The following is a 20723-nucleotide window of genomic DNA, read 5'->3' on the forward strand; positions in this document are numbered from 1 at the left end:
TCGTTGTTGTTCTACTTCACCTTGGTGGTGGCGAAGTTGTTGTTGGTCAGAGGGCTGATCACGTAGCCCTCCACGTTGTCACGCATGGCCGTGAACACCTTCGGGTGGGCCATGCTGATCCAGGGTTGGTCGTCATCGTACACTTTCAATGCCTCGCTATAGAGCCTTGCGCGTTCGTCGTTGTCGATCACCTCGCGGGCCTGGGTAATCAGGTCCTGGAATTTCGAGTTGCACCAGCGCGCGTAGTTCTCGCCGTTTTTTGCCGCTTCGCAGCTCAGCAGCGGGGTAAGAAAGTTGTCCGGGTCGGCGTTGTCACCTGCCCAGCCGGTGGACACCAGGTCGGCTTCGCCCTTTTTCGCCCGGCGCAGCATTTCGGCCCACTCCATCACGCGAATGTCCAGCTTCAGGCCGATCTGTTTCAGGTCGGCCTGCAGCATTTCGGCGGACAGGCGCGGGTTGGGGTTGGTCATGCCGCCGCCGTTACGGGTGAACAACGTGATCACTGCGCCTTCCGGTACGCCAGCTTCCTTGAGCAAGGCACGCGCCTTGTCGAGGTCGCGGGGTGGGTTCTGGTTGCTGGTGTTGTAGCCGATCATGGTCGGCGGGTACGGGTTCACGCCCACTAGCGCGTTGCCGTTGCCAAACAGCTGGTCAACATGGCTCTGCCGGTCGAAGGCCATGTTGATGGCTTTACGCACGCGCACGTCGCTGAGGTACTTGTGCTGGGTATTCATGGCGATATAGCCGGTGACCAGCGCTTCGGTCTCGGCCACCTTGAGCCTGGGGTCGGCCTTGATCGACGGCACGTCCTCCGGTTTGGGGTACACGGCGACCTGGCATTCGTTGGCGCGCAGCTTCTGCAAGCGCACGTTGCTGTCGGTACTGATGGCGAATACCAGGCTCTCGGCTGGCGGCTTGCCGCGGAAGTAGTCGGGGTTGGCCTTGAAGCGGACCTGGGCGTCCTTGTTGTAGCGCTGGAAGATGAACGGGCCGGTGCCGATCGGCTTGCTGTTCAATTGGGCGGTGTTACCGGCCTTGAGCAACTGGTCGCCGTATTCGGCGGAGTAGATCGAGGTAAAGGCCATTGCCATGTCACGCAGGAACGGCGATTCGGGACGGACCAGGGTGATCACCACGGTGTGCTCGTCGATCTTTTCCACCGACTTGAGCAGGCGGCTGAAGGACATGCTTTCGAAGTACGGGTAGCCGACACTGGTCTTGCCATGCCACGGGTGGGCCGGGTCGAGCTGGCGCCGCAAGCTCCACAGCACGTCGTCGGCGTTGAAGTCCCGGGTGGGGGTGAAGTAGTCAGTGGTGTGGAACTTCACTCCCTGGCGCAGGTGGAAGGTGTAGGTCAGGCCATCTGCCGAAATGTCCCAGCGTTCGGCCAGGGCTGGCTGCACGTCGGTGGTACCGGGCTTGAAGTCGACCAGGCGGTTGAACAGCGTTTCTGCGGTGGCATCGAAGGTGACCCCGGTGGTGTACTGGACCACGTCGAACCCTTCCGGGCTGGCTTCGGTGCATACCACCAGCGGCTTGGCCGCCAGCTGCGTGGCACTGCCCAGGACCAGTGCGGCCAGGGCAAGGCGCAGCGGTAGCGATTTCATGAAAGCTTTCTGCATGGGTTGAGTTCTCCCTGCTTGCATGGGTTCCAGCGTAGCCGCCACGGCCCGCCGTGAAGCGGACCGTGGCGTCAACGGTCAGAGAATGTTGAACGGAATGGTGGTCACCACGCGGAACTCGTCCAGGCTGCCATCGCCCTGGGCCTTGCTGGCGCGGTGGGTGGTGTAGGTGGCGCGGATGCTGGTGTCTTTCAGCGGCCCGCTCTGCACCGCGTAGCTGCTGCCGATGCCCCACTCGTAGTGGGTTTCGCCATCCAGGCCTTTCACGTCATAGGCCGTGCCGCGGTAGTGCGTGCCATCGATGCCCCAGCCGCGGGCGTTGTACAGGTTGAACTTCAGGCCCGGCACGCCATAGGGCGCCATGTTCAGCACGTAGGAAATCTGCAGCGACTTCTCGTTGGGGCCGTTGAAGTCCGACAGCAGCGAGTTGGCCAGGAAGATGCCGTTGGTTTCGTGCAGGTAGTCGAAGTACTCGTTGCCGTCCACCTGCTGCCACGAAGCGCTGAGGGTGTGCGCCTGATGGGTCAGTCCGAGCGACAGGCTGTAGGTGTCGTTGTCGATCTTGCCCATCTTCTGGCTGCCGGCGTCGACAGTCTTGTAGTAGTTCAGGCCGGTGTTCAGGCTGAGCACCGCGCTGTCGCCGAGCACGTGGTTGGCGCCGAAGTAGTACTGGTTCCAGAAGTCGTCGACCTTGGTGGCGTACAGGCTGGTGCTGAGGCTTCTGAACGGCTGGTAGTTGATGCCGGCGGTGCTGGCGCGGTCGGTTTCAACGCCGGCGGCGCCGTACTCGCTGCGGAACTTGCTCAGGCTCTGCTCGGTACGTGGCGAGACGCGGTCGAAGGTGCCCAGGTCGATGCTGAGGTTGTCGAACTCGGCGCTGTGCAGGAACGCGCCCTGGAAGCTTGAGGGCAGGGCACGGTTGCCGATGTAGGCGAGCATCGGCGTATCCACCGACTGGCGGCCCAGGGTCAGGGTGGTGTTGGACACGCGCGCCTTGATGTTGCCCAGGCCCAGTTTGCTCCACTGGCCGATGGGATCGCCGTCGCTGTGGGTCAGTGTGCGGTTATTGGGCCCGGCAATGGCCTGGCGGCTCTGCTGCAGGGCGATGGCGTTGTAGCCGGCGGCCTCGACGGCAAAGCCCACAGTGCCCTCGGTGAAGCCCGAGCTGTAGTTGAGGATGGTGCCCTGTAGCCAGTTTTCGCGGCTGTGGGTGTCGTGGCGGGTGCCGTCATTCTTGTAGTACTTCCACAGCGGGGCGCGTGCGGCGCGTTCGCGGGCGTACCAGTTGCGGGTGCTACCGGACAGGCTCTGGCCGTCGATGAAACCGCTGGCCTGGGCCTGCTCGCTGCTGTCCTTCAAGGTGATGGGGATGAAAGCCTGGCTTTGCGGGTCGGCCTGGGCCATGGTGGTCAAGGCACCGATGGATAACGCCAGTGCGGTCAAGGTGAATGCTTTCAAGGTTGAAGCTCCTTTTCTTTTCTAGTTATTGCCGGCCTTGTGAGCCGGGGTGCTTGTAGCGGTGTTGCCAGGGGTGCCACGGGATCGCCGGGCAAAATTGGGGAGATGTGTTGCCTGTGCTGGCCCAATCGCCGGCAAGCCGGCTCCCACAGGGAACTGGGTAGGTCCCGAGATCTGTGGAGTACTTTGTGGGAGCTGGCTTGCCGGCGATGAGGCCGGTGCAGGTTAAAAATCAGTCAACACTCACACCGGAAAAATCATTGCGCCCGAACGGGCTGACCTTGAACCCGGAAACCTTGATGCCAAGTGGCTGGTTGACCGTGGAATGCGCCACCGGGGTAATCGGGACCTGCTGCTTTAGCCGCTGCTGGGCTTGCTGGTACAGCGCGCTGCGCTGCGCGCGATCGGTTACCTGCTTGGCCTGTTTGACCAGGCTGTCGTACTGCGGATCGCACCACAGCGAGTAGTTGTTGCTGCCGATGGCATCGCAGCTATAGAGGGTGCCCAGCCAGTTGTCCGGGTCGCCGTTGTCACCGGTCCAGCCGATCAGGGCGATGTCGTGTTCGCCGCTTTTCATGCGCTTGAGGTACTCGCCCCATTCGTAGCTGACGATGCGCACCTTGAAGCCGAGCTTGTTCCAGTCGGCCTGGAGCATTTCGGCCATCAGCTTGGCGTTGGGGTTATACGGGCGCTGCACCGGCATGGCCCAGAGGGTGACCTCGGTGCCCGGCTTGACCCCCGCCTGCTGCAAGAGCTGCCTGGCCTTTTCCGGGTCGTAGGGTGCGTCCTTCAGGCTTTTGTCGTAGGACCATTGGGTTGGCGGCATGGCGTTGACTGCCCGTTGGCCGGAGTCTTGGTACACCGCCTGGAGAATCGCTTGCTTGTTGACTGCCATGTCCATCGCCTGGCGCACTTCCAGGCGGTCGAAAGGGGGGTGCTGGGTGTTGTAGGCGATGTAGCCAAGGTTGAAGCCCGGTTGCTGCAACACCTGCAACTTGCTGTCGGCCTTGAGCGCCGGCAGGTCGGCCGGGCGTGGGTGCAGGGTGACCTGGCACTCGTTGCGCCGTAGCTTCTGGATGCGCACCGAAGGGTCGATGTTGATCGAGAACACCAGGTTGTCGAGCTTGACCTGCTCCGGTGCCCAATAGTCCTTGTTGCCCTTGTAGCGGATCTGCGAGTCCTTCTGGTAACGCTGGAACACAAACGCCCCGGTGCCGATCGGTTGCTGGTTGATGTCGCTGGGGCGACCGCTGGCCAGCAGTTGCTCGGCGTATTCGGCAGACAGTATCGAGGCGAAGCTCATGGCCAGGTTCTGGATGAACGCGGCGTCGACCGTATTCAGGGTGAACACCACGGTCAGCGGGTCGACCTTGTCGACACCGGCGATGTTCTTGTCCAGGCCCATGCTGATGAAATAGGGGAACTCGGTAGGGTACGCCTTGCGGAACGGGTGGTCCTTGTCGAGCATGCGATTGAAGGTGAACAGCACATCGTCGGCATTGAAGTCGCGGCTCGGGGTAAAGGCCTTGTTGCTGTGGAACTTGACCCTCTCGCGCAGTTGGAAGGTATAGCGCAGGCCATCGTCGGAGACTTCCCAGCGGGTCGCCAAAGCAGGGTGCACGGCTGTGCCGCCGCGTTCGAACTCGACCAGGCGGTTGTAGATCGGCTCGGCGGCGTCGTTGTCGGTGGCGCTGGTGTACTGGGCGGTGTCGAAGCCTGCGGGGCTGCCTTCGGAACAGAACACCAGGTTGTTGGCCAGCAAGGCCGGTGACTGGCTCATCAGGCCCAGGGCCAGCAGGGTCGAAAGGCGGGTAGCGTGGCGCATGGCAAGTCCTTTTTCGTCTGTTTGCGCCGTCTCGGGGTACGAATGACGGCAACAGTTCGCCGACCCCGCAGCGGATAGCCGCAGGACGACATGCAAAAGTTGCTGGAGGAAGGGGCGCCCGCGGCTCGGCGGGCGCCGGCGTTACCCTATTTGTCCACGCTGACGCCGTAGAAGGAGTTCAGCGCAAACGGGCTGATCTTGAAGTCCTTCACTTTGGCGCTCATGGGCTGGTACACGGTGGAGTGGGCGATCGGGGTGATCGGCACCTGCTCCTTGAGGATGTGCTGCGCCTGCTGGTACAGCGCGGTGCGTCTGGCCTGGTCGGAGGTGGCCTTGGCCTGCTTGATCAGGTCGTCGTAGGGCTTGTAGCACCATTTGGAGAAGTTGTTGCCGTCCACGGCATCGCAACCGTAAAGCGTGCCCAGCCAGTTGTCCGGGTCACCGTTGTCACCGCTCCAGCCAATCAGCATGGCGCCCTGTTCGCCGCCCTTGGAGCGCTTGATGTACTCGCCCCATTCATAGCTGACGATCTTCGCCTTGATGCCGATCTTGGCCCAGTCGGACTGCAGCATTTCGGCCATCAGCTTGGCATTGGGGTTGTATGGCCGTTGCACGGGCATGGCCCACAGGCTGATCTCGGTACCGTCCTTGATGCCGGCTTCCTTGAGCAGCTGCCTGGCTTTTTCGGGGTCGAACGGGGCGTCCTTGATACTGTCGTCATAGGACCACTGGGTCGGCGGCATGGCGTTGACTGCCAGCTGGCCCGCGCCCTGATACACCGATTCGATGATCTTCTTCTTGTCCACGGCCATGTCCAGTGCCTGGCGCACCTTCAGCTGGGCCATGGGGTTGGGCTCGTTGCTGCCCTTGATCTTGTCCATCACGTTGTAGGCGATGTAGCCCAGGTTGAAGCCGGCCTGCTGCGGCATCTGCAGGTTCTTGTCGGCCTTCAGCGGCTCGATATCGGCCGGGCGCGGGAACAGGGTGACCTGGCACTCGTTCTTCTTCAGCTTCTGCATGCGCACCGAGGCGTCGGTAGTGATGGCGAAGATCAGGTTGTCGATCTTCACGTCCTCGGGCTTCCAGTAGTCCTTGTTGCCCTTGAAGCGGATCTGCGCGTCCTTCTGGTACTTGCTGAACACGAACGGGCCGGTGCCGATCGGCTTCTGGTTGATGTCGGCGGGCTTGCCGCCCTTGAGCAGCTGGTCGGCGTATTCGGCGGACTGAATGGAGGCGAAGCTCATGGCCAGGTTCTGGATGAACGCTGCGTCCACTTCGTTGAGGGTGAACTTCACCGTGTGCTCGTCGAGCTTCTCGAGCTTGGCGATGTTCTTGTCCATGCCCATGTCGGTGAAGTACGGGAACTCGGTGGGGTAGACCTTGCGGAACGGGTGGTCCTTGTCGAGCATGCGGTTGAAGGTGAACAGCACGTCGTCGGCGTTGAAGGGGCGGCTGGGCTTGAAGTAGTCGGTGGTGTGGAACTTGACCCCTTCGCGCAGGTGGAAGGTGTAGGTCTTGCCGTCGTCGGACACTTCCCATTTGGTCGCCAGCCCCGGGATGACTGCAGTGCCGCCGCGTTCGAACTGGGTGAGGCGGTTGAACACGGTCTCGGCCGAGGCATCGAAGTCTGTGCCGGTGGTGTACTGCCCTGGGTCGAAGCCTGCCGGGCTGCCTTCGGAGCAGAACACCAGGTTGGACGCGGCAAGTGCCGACGGAGCACCGGTGAGCAGACCTGCGCCTAGCAGGAACGGAATGACTGCGTGTTTGAGCATGGTGGCCTCATTGTTGTCATTTTTCGATTGAGGTGGCCTCGTGAGCCGACCTGCGGATACTTATGCAGGGGGTGATCCCAATGCAACAGGCATAAGGATAGTTGGCGTCAGAAAAGTAGTACGAGCGTACATGGATGTCGCATCGGTATAACTTTCGGCGAAGTTAAACGTTTGCGCAGGCAAAATGATGGCATTTTGCTGGATGTTTCGAGGCGGGGATATTTGTAGGCGGCACCTTTATGGCGCGTAGGAAAGGTCTGAAAACACTTGATTTGGCGTTGACGCGGTCCCTGTGGGAGCGGGCGTGCCCGCTCCCACAGGGACTATGTGGCCTTACGGCATCTGCACTTCGATCAAACCATCAGCATTCATGCTCACTTCACTGGTCCCGGCTTCGATATCCGGCGCCGGCGCCGCTTCATCCGCGCCCATGGCCTTCATCGCCATTGGTGCACTGCGCATGTACGGGCGTGGGTAGCCGCTGCTGTTGAGGTTCAAGCTGACCACTTTGTAGCCCTTGCCGCCCAACGCCTCGGTGGCCAGTTGCGCGCGCGCCTTGAAGGCATCGACCGCATCCTTGAGCAGGGCGTCTTCGCTGGTCTTGCGCGTGGCCGGGGCGATGGAGAAGTCCATGCCGCCCATCTTCAGTTCCTGCAGCAGGTCGGCGGTGAGCTGGGACAGGGCCGGGAAGTCGGCGCTTTCCAGGCGCAGTTCGGCGCGTTCGCGCCAGCCGGTGATCTTCTGGCCCTTGCTGTCATAGACCGGGTAGCTGTTGCGGCTGCCCTGGCTGATCTTCACGTCCTTGACCTGGCGCGACTGCTGCACCGCCTTGTTCATGGTTTCGGTGATCTGCTTGGCGAGCTTGCCCGGGTCGGTGTTCTGCGCTTCGCTGTACAGGGTCACGACCATCAGGTCGCGCGGCACTTCCTTGCTGACTTCGGCGCGCAGCGAAACCTGGTTGTAACGCGGTTCATCGGCGGCCAGCGCCGGCAGGCTGGCGAGCAGGCCGCAGGACAGGATCAGGGCGGCGCCGCGACGTGGGATTTGCATGTGGTACTCCTTGGCAATAAAAGGCGTGGGATGTGGCCATCCATTCCACGCATGGCCAATCAGACCGGCAACAGTGTAGTGGGTTCAAAAGTGCCATCATGAAGCTGTGACAAAGTGTGGCGCTTTGCCGCAGCGCTGCAGCGAGGCCCCCGGCTTCGGTATACTCCAGCCGATTTTCTGGAGCACTCATCAGGAGAGCTCATGCTCGCTGCCGTACAACCGCTGTCCGCTACCCGCCAGAACCTCTGGCGCCTGACTGTCATTCGCGTACTGGTCCTGGCTGCCCAGGCCGGCTCCGTGGGTGTCGCCTACTGGACCGAACTGCTGCCGTTGCCCTGGCTGTCGCTGGCGGGCACGTTGGCCCTGTCGTCGCTGTTGTGTGCCTTCACGGCCCTGCGCCTGCGCCTTTCATTGCCCGTCACCGAAATGGAGTACGCCCTGCAGCTGGCCTGCGACCTGCTGATCCACAGCGCTTTGCTGTATTACTCCGGCGGGTCCACCAACCCGTTCGTCTCGTACTACCTGGTGCCGCTGGCGATTGCCGCAGTGACATTGCCCTGGCTGTACTCGCTGATTCTTTCCGGTATCGCCCTGACCGCCTACAGCATGCTGCTGGTGCAGTTCTACCCGCTCGAAGGCCTGCCCATGGCGCGCGACAAGATGCAGGTCTACGGCATGTGGCTGAGCATCGCCCTGGCCGCGGCAGTGATCACGTTCTTTGCTGCACGCATGGCCGAAGAGCTGCGCCGCCAGGAGCAGCTGCGTTCCGAGCGGCGTGAAGAAAGCCTGCGTGACGAGCAACTGCTGGCCGTGGCCACACAGGCTGCGGGTGCCGCGCACGAGCTGGGCACGCCCCTGGCGACCATGAGCGTACTGATCAACGAGATGCGCCAGGACCACACCGACCCTCTGCTGCAGGAGGACCTGCAGATCCTCCAGGACCAGGTCAAGTTGTGCAAGGAAACCCTGCAGCAGCTGGTGCGTGCCGCCGAAGCCAACCGCCGCCTGGCGGTGCAGGAGCAGGATGTGACCGCCTGGCTGGACGAGGCGCTGAACCGCTGGCACCTGATGCGCCCGGAGGCCAGCTACCGCTTCCAGCGCCTGCGTGACGGCCAGGTGCCGCGCCTGACCCCGCCGCCGGACCTGACCCAGGCGCTGTTGAACCTGTTGAACAATGCCGCAGATGCCTGCCCCGATGACCTGCAGGTGCACCTGGACTGGGACGCCCAGGACATCGTCATCAGCATCCGCGACCATGGCCCCGGCGTGCCGCCGGCCATTGCCGAAGCTATCGGCAAACCCTTCATTACCACCAAAGGCAAAGGCTTCGGCCTCGGCCTGTTCTTGAGCAAGGCCAGCGTGACCCGTGCGGGCGGTTCGGTGAAACTCTATAGTCATGAACAGGGTGGCACCCTGACCGAACTGCGCCTGCCTCATGGCAAGCGAGGAGATGAATGATGAGCGAAGAAAACCAGGTCGAAAGCGAAGAGCTGCCGCACCTGCTGCTGGTGGATGACGATGCCACCTTTACCCGGGTCATGGCACGTGCCATGAGCCGCCGCGGTTTCCGTGTAAGCACTGCCAGCTCTGCCGAAGAGGGGTTGATCCTGGCCCAGCAGGACCTGCCGGACTACGCCACGCTGGACCTGAAGATGGAAGGCGACTCTGGCCTGGTGCTGCTGCCCAAGCTGCTGGAGCTGGACCCGGAAATGCGCGTGGTGATCCTGACCGGTTACTCGAGCATTGCCACTGCGGTGGAAGCGGTCAAGCGCGGCGCCTGCAACTACCTGTGCAAACCGGCGGACGCCGACGATGTGCTGGCGGCGTTGCTGTCGGAGCATACCGACCTGGATACCCTGGTGCCGGAAAACCCGATGTCGGTAGACCGCCTGCAATGGGAGCACATCCAGCGCGTGCTGGGCGAGCACGAGGGCAATATCTCGGCCACCGCGCGCGCGCTGGGCATGCACCGGCGGACCTTGCAGCGCAAACTGCAGAAGCGCCCGGTCCGGCGCTGATTCATTTCGCCTGTACCGGCCTCATCGCCGGCAAGCCAGCTCCCACAGGGACGCCACTGGTTCCGAAACCTGTGCAGCACCTGTGGGAGCTGGCTTGCCGGCGATAGGGCCGGTACAGACAGAAATTTCTCTATAACACCCCGCGATCCCCGCAAATCCCGGCCGTTGGCGTATCATTGGCCACCTGACGGCAACCCCTCCAGGATCGCTTGCGCATGCTCGCCCTTCTTATCCAGACGCTGAACATCACGGCACCAGTCTTCGCCATGCTGTTCATGGGCATACTGCTCAAACGCATCCACCTGATCGACGACAATTTCAACCGCGTCGCCTCGCAGCTGGTGTTCAACGTGTGCATGCCGGCACTGCTGTTCCTTGGCATCTACCACGCCGACCTGGCCTCGGCAGTCAAACCGGGGGTCATCCTCTATTTCATCGTCGCCACTCTGGTCGGCTTTGCCATCGCCTGGGGCATGGCCATCTGGCGCAGCCCGCTGGCCGATCGCGGCATTTATACCCAGGGCGCGTTCCGTGGCAACAACGGTGTGATCGGCCTGGCCCTGGCCGCCAGCCTGTATGGCGACTACGGCATCTCCCTGGGGGCGGTGCTCGCCGGCCTGGTCATCCTCATGTACAACTCGCTGTCGGCGGTGGTGCTGGCGGTATACAGCCCGGACCTCAAGTCCGACCCGTGGAGCATCTGCAAGAGCATTTTCAGCAACCCGCTGATCATCAGCGTGCTGGTGGCCGCGCCGATGGCTTACGGCCAGGTGCCGCTGCCCAACTGGCTGCTGACCTCGGGCGACTACCTGGCGCAGATGACCCTGCCGCTGGCACTGATCTGCATTGGCGGCACGCTGTCGCTGGCGGCGCTTCGCGACAGCGGGAGGCTGGCCGTGGATGCCAGCCTGGTGAAGATGGCCTGGCTGCCCCTGCTTGGCACACTGGGTGCGTGGTTGTGCGGCTTCCGCGGGGCGGAACTTGGCATCCTGTTCCTGTACATCGGCAGCCCGACCGCAGCGGCAAGCTACGTGATGGCGCGGGCGGCCAATGGCAATCATGAACTGGCGGCGTCGATCATCGTCATTACAACGCTAATGGCGGCGATCACCACCAACGTTGGTATTTTCATCTTGCAGTGGGGCGGATGGATCTAGATCCTTGACTGCAAATAACAGCAACAACACTGCCTCACTGAGCTAAAGGACACTTCATGCAAGACCAGAGCACGCCCGAGCGGTTACAGCGCGGGCTGAAGAATCGCCATATCCAGTTGATCGCGCTGGGCGGGGCCATTGGTACCGGTTTGTTCCTGGGCATCGCCCAGACCATCCAGCTGGCTGGCCCCTCCGTATTGCTGGGCTATGCCGTCGCCGGCCTGATGGCCTTCCTGATCATGCGCCAGTTGGGCGAGATGGTGGTCGAAGAGCCGGTAGCCGGCAGCTTCAGTCACTTCGCCCACCAGTACTGGAGCGAGTTCGCCGGCTTCGTCTCGGGGTGGAACTACTGGGTGGTGTATGTGCTGGTCGGCATGGCCGAGCTGACGGCGGTGGGCATCTACGTGCAGTACTGGTGGCCCGACTTCCCCACCTGGGCCACGGCAGCAATCTTCTTCGTGGCAATCAACCTCATCAACCTGACCCAGGTAAAGGTCTATGGCGAGATGGAGTTCTGGTTCGCCCTGGTCAAGGTGGTAGCCATCGTCAGCATGATCGGCTTTGGCGCCTGGCTGCTGACCAGCGGCCATGGCGGCCCGGATGCCAGCGTAGCCAACCTGTGGCAGTACGGCGGCTTCTTCCCTAACGGCGTCAGCGGCCTGGTCATGGCCCTGGCGGTGATCATGTTCTCGTTCGGTGGCCTGGAGCTGGTGGGCATTACCGCCGCCGAGGCCGACAACCCGCGCCAGAGCATCCCCAAGGCCACCAACCAGGTGGTCTACCGCATCCTGATCTTCTACATCGGTGCCCTGGCCGTATTGCTGTCGCTGTACCCGTGGCAGAAGGTGGTGCAGGGCGGCAGCCCGTTCGTGATGATTTTCCACGAGCTGGACAGCGATCTGGTAGCAACCATCCTCAACATCGTGGTGCTGACCGCCGCGCTGTCGGTGTACAACAGCTGCGTATACGCCAACAGCCGCATGCTGTTCGGTCTGGCCAGCCAGGGCGATGCGCCGCGCCAGTTGCTGAAAGTAAGCCGTAGCGGTGTACCGCTGACTGCGCTGGGCGTGTCCGCCTTCGCCACCGGCCTGTGCGTGCTGATCAACTACCTGATGCCGGGTGAGGCGTTTGGCTTGCTGATGGCGCTGGCAGTGTCGGCACTGGTGATCAACTGGGCGAGCATCAGCATCACCCACCTGAAGTTCCGCAAGGCCAAGCTGGCAGCGGGGATAACCCCGTTCTACAAGAGCCTGGGGCATCCGCTGACCAACTACCTGTGTCTGGCGTTCATCGTGCTGATCCTGGTGGTGATGTACCTGACCCCGCCGATCCGGATTTCGGTGATGCTGATTCCGGGGTGGATCCTGGTGCTGTGGGTGGCCTTCAAGCTCAAGAAAGCTCGACAGGCCAGATAGGTGGAGGCCGGGACTGGCAACCGATCTAGTGTTGCCGTCGCCAGGCCCGCACAGTGGTATACAGCAACACCAGGGCCAGTACCGGCAGCACGTAAAACAGCATCAATCGCTCCAGGCGTCCCGCCAGCGGCATGCCCATGGTAAAGGCTGCCACGTGCAGGCCATAAGCCAGGTACAGGCAGAGAAACACCAGGCCTTCGGCGCGGGTGATCCGGTAGCCGGAATAGAACACCGGCAGGCTCAGCACCGCCACGCCGAGCATCACCGGCAGGTCGAAGGCCAGGGCGTTGGGCGAGATCGACAGTGGCTCTGGGGTAACCAGCGCGGTCAGCCCCAGCACCGCCAGCAGGTTGAACAGGTTGCTGCCGATCACCGTACCTACGGCGATTTCCCGCTCACCCCGCAGGGCGGCAACCAGCGCTGCGGCCAGTTCCGGCAGGGAGGTGCAGATGGCGACGACCGTCAGGCCGATGATGCGCTCGGACAGGCCCAGATCGGTAGCCACCTCCACTGCGGCATCCAGCAACAGGTGGCCTGCCAGGCTCAGCAGCCCCAGGCCGGCCAGCACCAGCAGCAACGTCCCTGACCAGAAGCGCCGGGCGCTTGCCTTGACGGTGTCCGGGGCGGGATAGGTGCGCGCGTAGTGGCGGGACTGGTGCCAGAGCATTACCAGATAGCCGGCCAGGCCCAGCAGTAGCAGCCCGCCTTCGACCCGACCCAGATGGCCGTTGGCAGACAGCCCGTACACCAGCGCACTGGCGATGATCATCAGCGGGATATCCAGGCGCACCAGCTGGCGCGAAACTCGCAGCGGGATGATCAACGCTGCCAGGCCGAGAATGACCAGCACGTTGAAGATATTGCTGCCGATAACGCTGCCTACCGCCACGTCGGGCGCGCCCTGGTAGGCGGCCTGCAGGCTCACGGTCAGCTGTGGTGCGGTACTGCCGAAGGCCACCAGGCTGAGGCCGATGATCAGCGGGCGTACATGAAGGCGCTGTGCCAGGCGCAGCGCGGCGCGCACCAGCAGTTCGGCGCCGCCTACCAGCAACAGCAGGGCAATGCCCAGTTGCAGCAGGCTGAAAGTGGGAAGGGTGGCGAGGTCGAAAATGGTCGGACTCCTGTCGCGTCAGTCGCTAAGCCCTTGTACCCGTACGCGCGCCGTTCCGCTACGGAGCATGCCGATTTTTTCTGCTGCGGCACGTGACAGGTCGATCAGGCGGCCACGCGTATGCGGGCCACGGTCATTGATGCGCACCACCACACTGCGCTGGTTGGCGGTATTGGTGACCAGCACGCGGCTACCGAATGGCAGGCTGCGGTGGGCGGCGGTGAGGCCATGCTGGTTGAACGGTTCGCCGCTGGCAGTGCGTTTGCCATGGTGGCGTGAGCCGTAATAGGAAGCGGTGCCGGTCTTGTCGTAACCGCGGGGGTCGATGTCATGGCTGGCGCAGCCGGCCAGGAAGGAAAACAGGGCGAGGGTGCCGAGGGATCGTTTCAACAAGTCAGGTGCTCTCCTGGTGCGGCCATTCGCGGCTAAAGCCGCTCCTACAGGTACAGCGCAACCCTGTGGGAGCGGCTTTAGCCGCGAACGAGGGCGAAGCCCTCGCAGGACTACGGGGGTAAAACAATCACCCTTCGAGCTTGGCCTTGAGCAATTGGTTCACCTGCCCCGGGTTGGCCTTGCCTTTGGACGCTTTCATCGCCTGGCCGACGAAGAAGCCGAACATCTTGCCCCGCTTGGCCTCGTCGGCTGCGCGGTACTGTTCGACCTGCTCGGCGTTGGCTGCCAGCATTTCGTCGAGCATCTTGTCGATCGCACCGGTATCGGTGACCTGTTTCAGGCCTTTGCTCTCGATGATGCTGTCGGCATCGCCTTCACCGGCAGCCATGGCCTCGAACACGGTCTTGGCGATCTTGCCGCTGATGGTGTTGTCGCGGATACGCAGCAGCATGCCGCCCAGCTGTGCGGCGCTGACCGGCGCCTGGTCGATTTCCACGCCCAGCTTGTTCAGCAGGCTGCCCAGCTCGACCATGACCCAGTTGGCAGCCAGCTTGGCGTCGCCGCCGATCTTCACCACTTCTTCGAAGTAGTCCGCCTGTTCGCGGCTGGAGGCCAGCACGTTGGCGTCGTAGGCCGACAGGCCGTACTGGCCCTGGAAGCGCTCGACCTTTTGTGGCGGCAGCTCCGGCAGGCCGGCGCGAATGGAAGCGAGGAAGCTGTCCTCGATCACCACCGGCAGCAGGTCCGGGTCGGGGAAGTAACGGTAGTCGTTGGCTTCCTCCTTGCTGCGCATCGAGCGGGTCTCGTCCTTGTTCGGGTCGTACAGGCGGGTTTCCTGCACCACCTTGCCGCCGTCCTCGATCAGGTCGATCTGGCGCTGGATCTCGGTGTTGATCGCACGCTCGATGAAGCGGAACGAGTTGACATTCTTGATTTCGCAGCGGGTACCGAACTCCACCTGGCCCTTCGGGCGGATCGACACGTTGCAGTCGCAACGCAGCGAGCCTTCGGCCATGTTGCCATCGCAGATGCCCAGGTAGCGCACCAGTGCGTGGATCGCCTTGACGTAGGCCACCGCTTCCTTGGCGCTGCGCATGTCAGGCTCGGAGACGATTTCCAGCAGCGGGGTGCCGGCGCGGTTCAGGTCGATGCCGGTGGAGCCGCTGAAGTCTTCGTGCAGGCTCTTGCCGGCGTCTTCTTCCAGGTGCGCGCGGGTTACCCCGATGCGCTTGATGGTGCCGTCTTCGAGGGCGATGTCCAGGTGGCCCTTGCCGACGATCGGCAGGTCCATCTGGCTGATCTGGTAGCCCTTGGGCAGGTCAGGGTAGAAGTAGTTCTTGCGCGCGAATACGTTGCGCTTGCCGATTTCGGCATCAATCGCCAGGCCGAACATGCACGCCATGCGCACGGCTTCCTGGTTCAGTACCGGCAGTACGCCGGGCATGCCCAGGTCTACCAGGCTGGCCTGGGTGTTCGGCTCGGAGCCAAAGGTGGTGGCGCTGCCGGAGAAGATCTTCGACTGGGTGGCGAGCTGAGTGTGGATTTCCAGCCCGATCACAACTTCCCATTGCATGTGTGAACTCCTCAGAAGCCGTTGGGGGCGCGGGTGTGCCAGTCGGTCACTTGCTGGTAGCGGTGCGCGACGTTGAGCAGGCGGCCTTCCTGGAAGTACGGCGCCAGCAGCTGTACGCCGACCGGCAGGCCGTCGACGAAGCCGGCTGGCATCGACAGGCCCGGCAGGCCCGCCAGGTTGGCAGTGATGGTGTAGACGTCCTCGAGGTAGGCGGCGACCGGGTCGCTGCTCTTGGCGCCGAGCTTCCAGGCCGGGTTTGGCGTGGTCGGGCCGAGGATCAGGTCGACGTCGTCAAAGGCGGCCATGAAGTCGTTCTTGATCAGGCGGCGGATCTGCTGGGCCTTCACGTAGTAGGCATCGTAGTAGCCGGCCGACAGGGCGTAGGTGCCCACCATGATGCGGCGCTGTACTTCCACGCCAAAGCCTTCGCCACGGGAACGCTTGTACAGGTCGGTGAGGTCCTTGGGTTCCTCGCAGCGGTAGCCGAAACGCACGCCGTCGAAACGCGACAGGTTGGAGGACGCCTCGGCCGGGGCGATCACGTAATAAGCCGGAATGGCATGCTGCATGTTCGGCAGGCTGATTTCCTTGACCACTGCACCGAGCTTTTCCAGCTCCTTTACGCTGGCCTGGACCAGCTCGGCGATGCGCGGGTCGAGGCCTGCGCCGAAGTACTCCTTCGGCAGGCCGATGCGCAGGCCCTGCAGCGAGGCATTGAGGTTGGCGCTGTAGTCCGGCACCGGCTCTTCGATGCTGGTGGAGTCCTTGGCGTCGAAACCGGCCATGCCTTGCAGCAGCAGGGCGCAGTCTTCGGCAGTGCGGGCCAGCGGGCCACCTTGGTCGAGGCTGGAGGCATAGGCGATCATGCCCCAGCGCGAAACACGACCGTACGTCGGTTTCAGGCCGGTGAGGTTGGTCAGTGCCGCGGGCTGGCGGATCGAGCCCCCGGTGTCGGTGCCGGTGGTGGCCGGCAGCAGGCGCGCGGCCACTGCCGCCGCCGAGCCACCGGACGAGCCGCCCGGGACGTGCTCGAGGTTCCACGGGTTCTTCACCGCGCCGTAGTGGCTGGATTCGTTGGCCGAACCCATGGCGAACTCGTCCATGTTGGTCTTGCCCAGGGTGACCATGCCGGCTTCGGCCAGCTTGGCGACCACGGTGGCGTCGTAGGGCGCCTTGAAGTTGTCGAGCATCTTCGAGCCGCAGCTGGTGCGTACGCCGTTGGTGCAGAACAGGTCCTTGTGGGCGATTGGCGCACCCAGCAGCGCACCGCTTTCGCCTGCGGCACGACGGGCGTCGGCGGCACGCGCCTGGCCCAGGGCCAGGTCTTCGGTGACGCTGATGAAGCTGTTGATTTGCGGGTCGAGCTGCTTGATGCGCGCCAGCAGGGCGCCGGTCAGCTCTTCGGATGAAAACGACTTGTCGGCGAGTCCGCGGGCGATCTCGGCCAGGGTCAATTGATGCATGGCAGGCTCTATCCCTTACTCGATGACTTTGGGAACCAGGTACAGACCGTTTTCGGTCGATGGCGCGATCGCCTGGTAGGTGTCGCGCTGGTTGCTTTCGGTGACCTGGTCGGGACGCAGGCGCTGGCTGGCCTCCAGGGGGTGGGCCAAGGGCTCGATGCCGGTGGTGTCGACCGCTTGCATCTGGTCGACGAGCCCGAGAATGCTGTTCAGGGCATCGGTAATGCGTGGCAGTTCGCCATCATTCAGGCCCAGTCGGGCCAGATGGGCGATCTTTTCCACGTCGCAGCGTTCAAGCGCCATGGTGATCTCCAGGGGAAACAAAGAACGGAATGATGTCCGTGGTGAGGAACATGTCAGCTTTCTGGCGGTCTAACGGCCGCGATCATCTGCTGGCGTGCTCGGAAAAACAGCCAATTTAACATATTGGCTCCTTGCCCAAAATCCCTGCCATTGTTAGAGTTTGCCGCACTTTTTTACCCACGCTTTCCCCAGGGTCACTTTCCCATGTTCAAGAAACTGCGTGGCATGTTTTCCAGCGATCTTTCCATCGACCTGGGTACTGCCAACACCCTTATTTACGTGCGTGAGCGCGGTATCGTCCTGAATGAGCCCTCGGTTGTTGCCATCCGTACCCATGGCAACCAGAAAAGCGTCGTCGCCGTCGGTACCGAAGCCAAACGCATGCTGGGCCGTACGCCTGGCAATATTGCTGCCATTCGTCCGATGAAGGACGGCGTCATCGCCGACTTCAGCGTTTGCGAAAAAATGTTGCAGTATTTTATCAACAAGGTCCACGAGAACAGCTTCCTGCAGCCAAGCCCGCGCGTGCTGATCTGTGTGCCGTGCAAGTCCACCCAGGTAGAGCGCCGCGCCATTCGCGAGTCGGCGCTGGGTGCCGGTGCGCGTGAAGTGTTCCTGATCGAAGAACCCATGGCGGCGGCGATCGGTGCCGGCCTGCCGGTTGAAGAAGCCCGTGGTTCGATGGTCGTGGATATCGGTGGCGGTACCACTGAAATCGCCCTGATCTCGCTGAACGGTGTGGTCTATGCCGAGTCCGTCCGCGTTGGCGGCGACCGCTTCGACGAAGCCATCGTCACCTACGTGCGCCGCAACTACGGCAGCCTGATCGGCGAATCCACCGCCGAGCGCATCAAGCAGGAAATCGGTACGGCCTACCCGGGCGGCGAAGTGCGTGAAGTCGACGTACGCGGCCGCAACCTGGCCGAAGGCGTGCCGCGTGCCTTCACCCTGAACTCCAACGAAGTGCTCGAAGCACTGCAGGAATCGCTGGCGACCATCGTCCAGGCGGTCAAGAGCGCGCTGGAGCAATCGCCACCGGAACTGGCCTCCGACATCGCCGAGCGCGGCCTGGTGCTGACCGGTGGTGGCGCGCTGCTGCGTGACCTCGACAAGCTGCTGGCCCAGGAAACCGGCCTGCCGGTGATCGTCGCCGAGGACCCGCTGACCTGCGTCGCCCGTGGCGGTGGTCGTGCCCTGGAGATGATGGACAAGCACGCGATGGACCTGCTCTCCAGCGAGTGATCCCGCTCGCTGTTCATGAGCATCCGGTTTACAGGTAGTACGCACAGTGCTACCTGTATGTGCCGTGCTGGCGCCCGTTGGGGCGCCGTATCCATCAATCCGCAACCAGGCTGGTGCGTTGTCCCATGTCCAATGACCTCCTGAGTCGTCCACGAGGAACGGCCCATTAAACCGCTTTTCTCCAAGGGCCCTTCGCTGGGCGTTCGCCTGCTCGTTCTGGTGGTGATGTCGGTCGCGTTGATGGTTGTCGACGCGCGCTTCGACGTGCTCAAGCCGGTGCGCAGCCAGATGGGCCTGGTGCTGATGGAATCGTACTGGATCACCGACTTGCCGCAGCGTGCCTGGCAAGGCGTGGCCGGCCAGTTCGGCAGCCGCACCGAACTCATCGCCGAAAACGAGAAGCTCAAGACCGAAGCCCTGCTGCTGCAGGGGCGCCTGCAAAAGCTGGCGGCTCTGACCGAGCAGAACGTGCGCCTGCGCGAGTTGCTCAATTCCTCGGCGCTGGTCAACGAAAAGGTCGAAGTGGCCGAGCTGATCGGGGTCGACCCCAACCCGTTCACCCACCGCATCCTGATCAACAAAGGGGAGCGTGACGGTGTGTTCCTGGGGCAGCCGGTACTCGATGCCCGCGGCTTGATGGGCCAGGTGGTCGAACTGATGCCCTACACCTCGCGGGTGCTGCTGCTCACCGACACCACCCACAGCATCCCCGTGCAGGTCAACCGCAATGGCCTGCGCGCCATCGCCAGCGGCACCGGCAACCCGGAGCGCCTGGAGCTGCGCCATGTGGCCGATACTGCCGACATCAAGGAAGGCGACCTGCTGGTCAGTTCCGGCATGGGCCAGCGTTTCCCTGCCGGCTACCCGGTGGCCACGGTCAACGAAGTGATCCACGATTCCGGCCAGCCGTTCGCCATTGTGCGTGCCATTCCCACGGCCGCGCTCAACCGCAGCCGCTACATGTTGCTGGTGTTCAGCGACCGACGTAGCCCGGAACAGCGTGCCACCGACGCAGCCCTTGCCCAGGAAGAGGCCGACCGCAAGGGCTTGGCCGCCCCTGGCCAGCCGGCTGCCACACCTGCTGCGCCAGCCACCCCTGCAGCGCCGGCCACGCCGGCCGCGCAGCCTGCAGTCCCGGCTGTCGCGCCTGCCGCCGCGCCGGCCGCACCCGCTCAACCCCGGAGGCAATGATGGCTGCATCACGCCGCAACAACGGCTGGGTCATCTGGCTGACTTTCGCCATCGGCCTGTTGCTCAGCGTCTCGCCCATGCCGCAGTTCATGGAAGTGTTCCGGCCCATGTGGCTGGCCATGCTGGTGTCGTTCTGGACGCTCGCCGTGCCCGGCAAGGTCGGCATGACCACGGCGTTCGTGCTGGGCCTGGCCGAGGACGTACTGTACGGCACCCTGCTGGGGCAGAACGCGCTGGTGCTGACCCTGATCACCTTCCTGGTGTTGTCCTTGCAGCAGCGCTTGCGGATGTTCCCCATGTGGCAACAAAGCCTGGTCATCCTGGTGATCTTCGGCATCGCCCAGCTGATCCAGTTGTGGCTCAGCGCGCTGACCGGCAACCGCCTGCCCACCCTGGCACTGGTCTGGTCGGCAGTGATCAGCGCCTTGCTCTGGCCGTGGATCAGTTTCGCCCTGCGCGACCTGCGCCGCCGCTTGCGTATCAACTGACGGCGACGCCGCCGCCGACAGGGAGAAGTCTGCATGAATACGCTTTACCTGGCCTCTGGCTCGCCCCGTCGTCGTGAACTGCTGACCCAGATCGGCGTGCCGTTCAGCGTCGTCAGCGCCCCCATCGATGAAACCCCGCTTGCCGACGAAAGTGCCCCGGCCTATGTCGAACGCCTGGCCCGGGCCAAGGCCGCCGCGGGCCTTGCCTGCGTTACCGGGCCGGCTGTAGTGCTGGGCGCCGACACCGCCGTGGTGCTCGATGGTCGTATTCTCGGCAAACCGGAAAACCGCGAACATGCGCTGGCCATGCTGGCCGACCTGTCAGGCCGCGAGCACCAGGTACTGACCGCAGTCGCCCTAAGCGACGGCCAGCGGGTGGGCAGCCTGTGTGTCACCAGCACGGTGTGTTTTCGCCCGATCTGCGACGCTGAAGCGCAGCGCTACTGGGCCAGCGGCGAACCGGTCGACAAAGCCGGCGGCTATGCCATCCAGGGCCTGGGCGCGGTGTTCGTGACCGGCCTTGCGGGCAGCTACTCGGCGGTGGTCGGCTTGCCGCTGTGTGAAACAGCCGAATTGCTCGGCCAGTTTGGCATCGCCTGCTGGCAATTGCCTGCGCATGCCCCAGCGGGAGCGAACCGGTAG

General features: G+C 63.2%; 18 protein-coding genes. 8 read left to right on the forward strand and 10 right to left on the reverse strand.

What is annotated here, in order from left to right; translation table 11 throughout:
* Positions 1-11 precede the first annotated feature (11 nt).
* The 5 genes from AC5O5I_RS04275 to AC5O5I_RS04295 form a co-directional block, all read right to left on the reverse strand.
* Positions 12-1622: an ABC transporter substrate-binding protein gene (locus AC5O5I_RS04275; protein ID WP_494512116.1), complete on the reverse strand. Its 1611-nt coding sequence runs from the start codon at positions 1620-1622 to the stop codon at positions 12-14.
* Positions 1623-1700: 78 nt separating this feature from the next.
* Positions 1701-3080, reverse strand: coding sequence for an OprD family porin (locus AC5O5I_RS04280; RefSeq protein ID WP_494512117.1), 1380 nt, complete (start codon positions 3078-3080; stop codon positions 1701-1703).
* Between the two features lie 232 nt (positions 3081-3312).
* A complete protein-coding gene (locus AC5O5I_RS04285) occupies positions 3313-4905 on the reverse strand; it encodes an ABC transporter substrate-binding protein (protein WP_494512118.1) in 1593 nt (530 codons plus the stop codon).
* A gap of 146 nt (positions 4906-5051) precedes the next feature.
* A complete protein-coding gene (locus tag AC5O5I_RS04290) occupies positions 5052-6677 on the reverse strand; it encodes an ABC transporter substrate-binding protein (RefSeq protein ID WP_172218989.1) in 1626 nt (541 codons plus the stop codon).
* A 333-nt stretch (positions 6678-7010) separates the two neighbouring features.
* A complete protein-coding gene (locus AC5O5I_RS04295) occupies positions 7011-7727 on the reverse strand; it encodes an SIMPL domain-containing protein (protein ID WP_172287366.1) in 717 nt (238 codons plus the stop codon).
* Positions 7728-7928: 201 nt separating this feature from the next.
* Here AC5O5I_RS04295 and AC5O5I_RS04300 point away from each other — a divergent pair, with 201 nt between their 5' ends.
* From AC5O5I_RS04300 to AC5O5I_RS04315, 4 genes are all read left to right on the forward strand, one after another.
* Complete coding sequence (locus AC5O5I_RS04300) at positions 7929-9185, forward strand: ATP-binding protein (RefSeq protein WP_172287365.1); 1257 nt, start codon at positions 7929-7931, stop codon at positions 9183-9185.
* The gene (locus AC5O5I_RS04305; RefSeq protein ID WP_172218995.1) at positions 9185-9745 is read left to right on the forward strand and encodes a response regulator transcription factor; all 561 of its coding nucleotides are present in this window, start codon (positions 9185-9187) and stop codon (positions 9743-9745) included. The genes AC5O5I_RS04300 and AC5O5I_RS04305 overlap by 1 nt, the downstream gene beginning before the upstream one ends.
* Before the next feature lie 215 nt (positions 9746-9960).
* A complete protein-coding gene (locus AC5O5I_RS04310; RefSeq protein WP_494512119.1) occupies positions 9961-10902 on the forward strand; it encodes an AEC family transporter in 942 nt (313 codons plus the stop codon).
* Between the two features lie 56 nt (positions 10903-10958).
* Positions 10959-12317 carry an amino acid permease gene (locus AC5O5I_RS04315; protein WP_494512120.1) on the forward strand — a complete coding sequence of 453 codons (1359 nt, stop codon included), beginning with the start codon at positions 10959-10961 and terminating at the stop codon, positions 12315-12317.
* A 25-nt stretch (positions 12318-12342) separates the two neighbouring features.
* On the opposite strand, the gene AC5O5I_RS04320 is transcribed toward AC5O5I_RS04315, so the two are convergent.
* From AC5O5I_RS04320 to gatC, 5 genes are all read right to left on the reverse strand, one after another.
* Complete coding sequence (locus AC5O5I_RS04320; RefSeq protein ID WP_494512740.1) at positions 12343-13386, reverse strand: calcium/sodium antiporter; 1044 nt, start codon at positions 13384-13386, stop codon at positions 12343-12345.
* A 60-nt stretch (positions 13387-13446) separates the two neighbouring features.
* Positions 13447-13821: a septal ring lytic transglycosylase RlpA family protein gene (locus AC5O5I_RS04325; RefSeq protein WP_172219001.1), complete on the reverse strand. Its 375-nt coding sequence runs from the start codon at positions 13819-13821 to the stop codon at positions 13447-13449.
* Between the two features lie 127 nt (positions 13822-13948).
* Positions 13949-15394: an Asp-tRNA(Asn)/Glu-tRNA(Gln) amidotransferase subunit GatB gene (gatB, locus tag AC5O5I_RS04330; RefSeq protein WP_172219003.1), complete on the reverse strand. Its 1446-nt coding sequence runs from the start codon at positions 15392-15394 to the stop codon at positions 13949-13951.
* Between the two features lie 11 nt (positions 15395-15405).
* A complete protein-coding gene (gatA, locus tag AC5O5I_RS04335; RefSeq protein ID WP_494512121.1) occupies positions 15406-16857 on the reverse strand; it encodes an Asp-tRNA(Asn)/Glu-tRNA(Gln) amidotransferase subunit GatA in 1452 nt (483 codons plus the stop codon).
* Positions 16858-16872: 15 nt separating this feature from the next.
* The gene (gene gatC, locus AC5O5I_RS04340) at positions 16873-17160 is read right to left on the reverse strand and encodes an Asp-tRNA(Asn)/Glu-tRNA(Gln) amidotransferase subunit GatC (protein ID WP_172219007.1); all 288 of its coding nucleotides are present in this window, start codon (positions 17158-17160) and stop codon (positions 16873-16875) included.
* Between the two features lie 204 nt (positions 17161-17364).
* Here gatC and mreB point away from each other — a divergent pair, with 204 nt between their 5' ends.
* The 4 genes from mreB to AC5O5I_RS04360 all read left to right on the forward strand — a co-directional run bounded on the left by mreB (position 17365) and on the right by AC5O5I_RS04360 (position 20723).
* Positions 17365-18402 carry a rod shape-determining protein MreB gene (mreB, locus tag AC5O5I_RS04345; RefSeq protein WP_003255163.1) on the forward strand — a complete coding sequence of 346 codons (1038 nt, stop codon included), beginning with the start codon at positions 17365-17367 and terminating at the stop codon, positions 18400-18402.
* 165 nt (positions 18403-18567) lie between these two features.
* Entirely contained in the window at positions 18568-19593 is a 1026-nt protein-coding gene (mreC, locus tag AC5O5I_RS04350) for a rod shape-determining protein MreC (RefSeq protein ID WP_172219017.1), read from the forward strand.
* Entirely contained in the window at positions 19593-20081 is a 489-nt protein-coding gene (gene mreD, locus AC5O5I_RS04355) for a rod shape-determining protein MreD (RefSeq protein ID WP_172219009.1), read from the forward strand. Before mreC ends, mreD begins: the two co-directional genes overlap by 1 nt.
* 33 nt (positions 20082-20114) lie before the next feature.
* The gene (locus tag AC5O5I_RS04360; RefSeq protein ID WP_172219011.1) at positions 20115-20723 is read left to right on the forward strand and encodes a Maf family protein; all 609 of its coding nucleotides are present in this window, start codon (positions 20115-20117) and stop codon (positions 20721-20723) included.

The sequence above is a fragment of the Pseudomonas sp. 9_2_1 genome, from assembly GCF_059295275.1.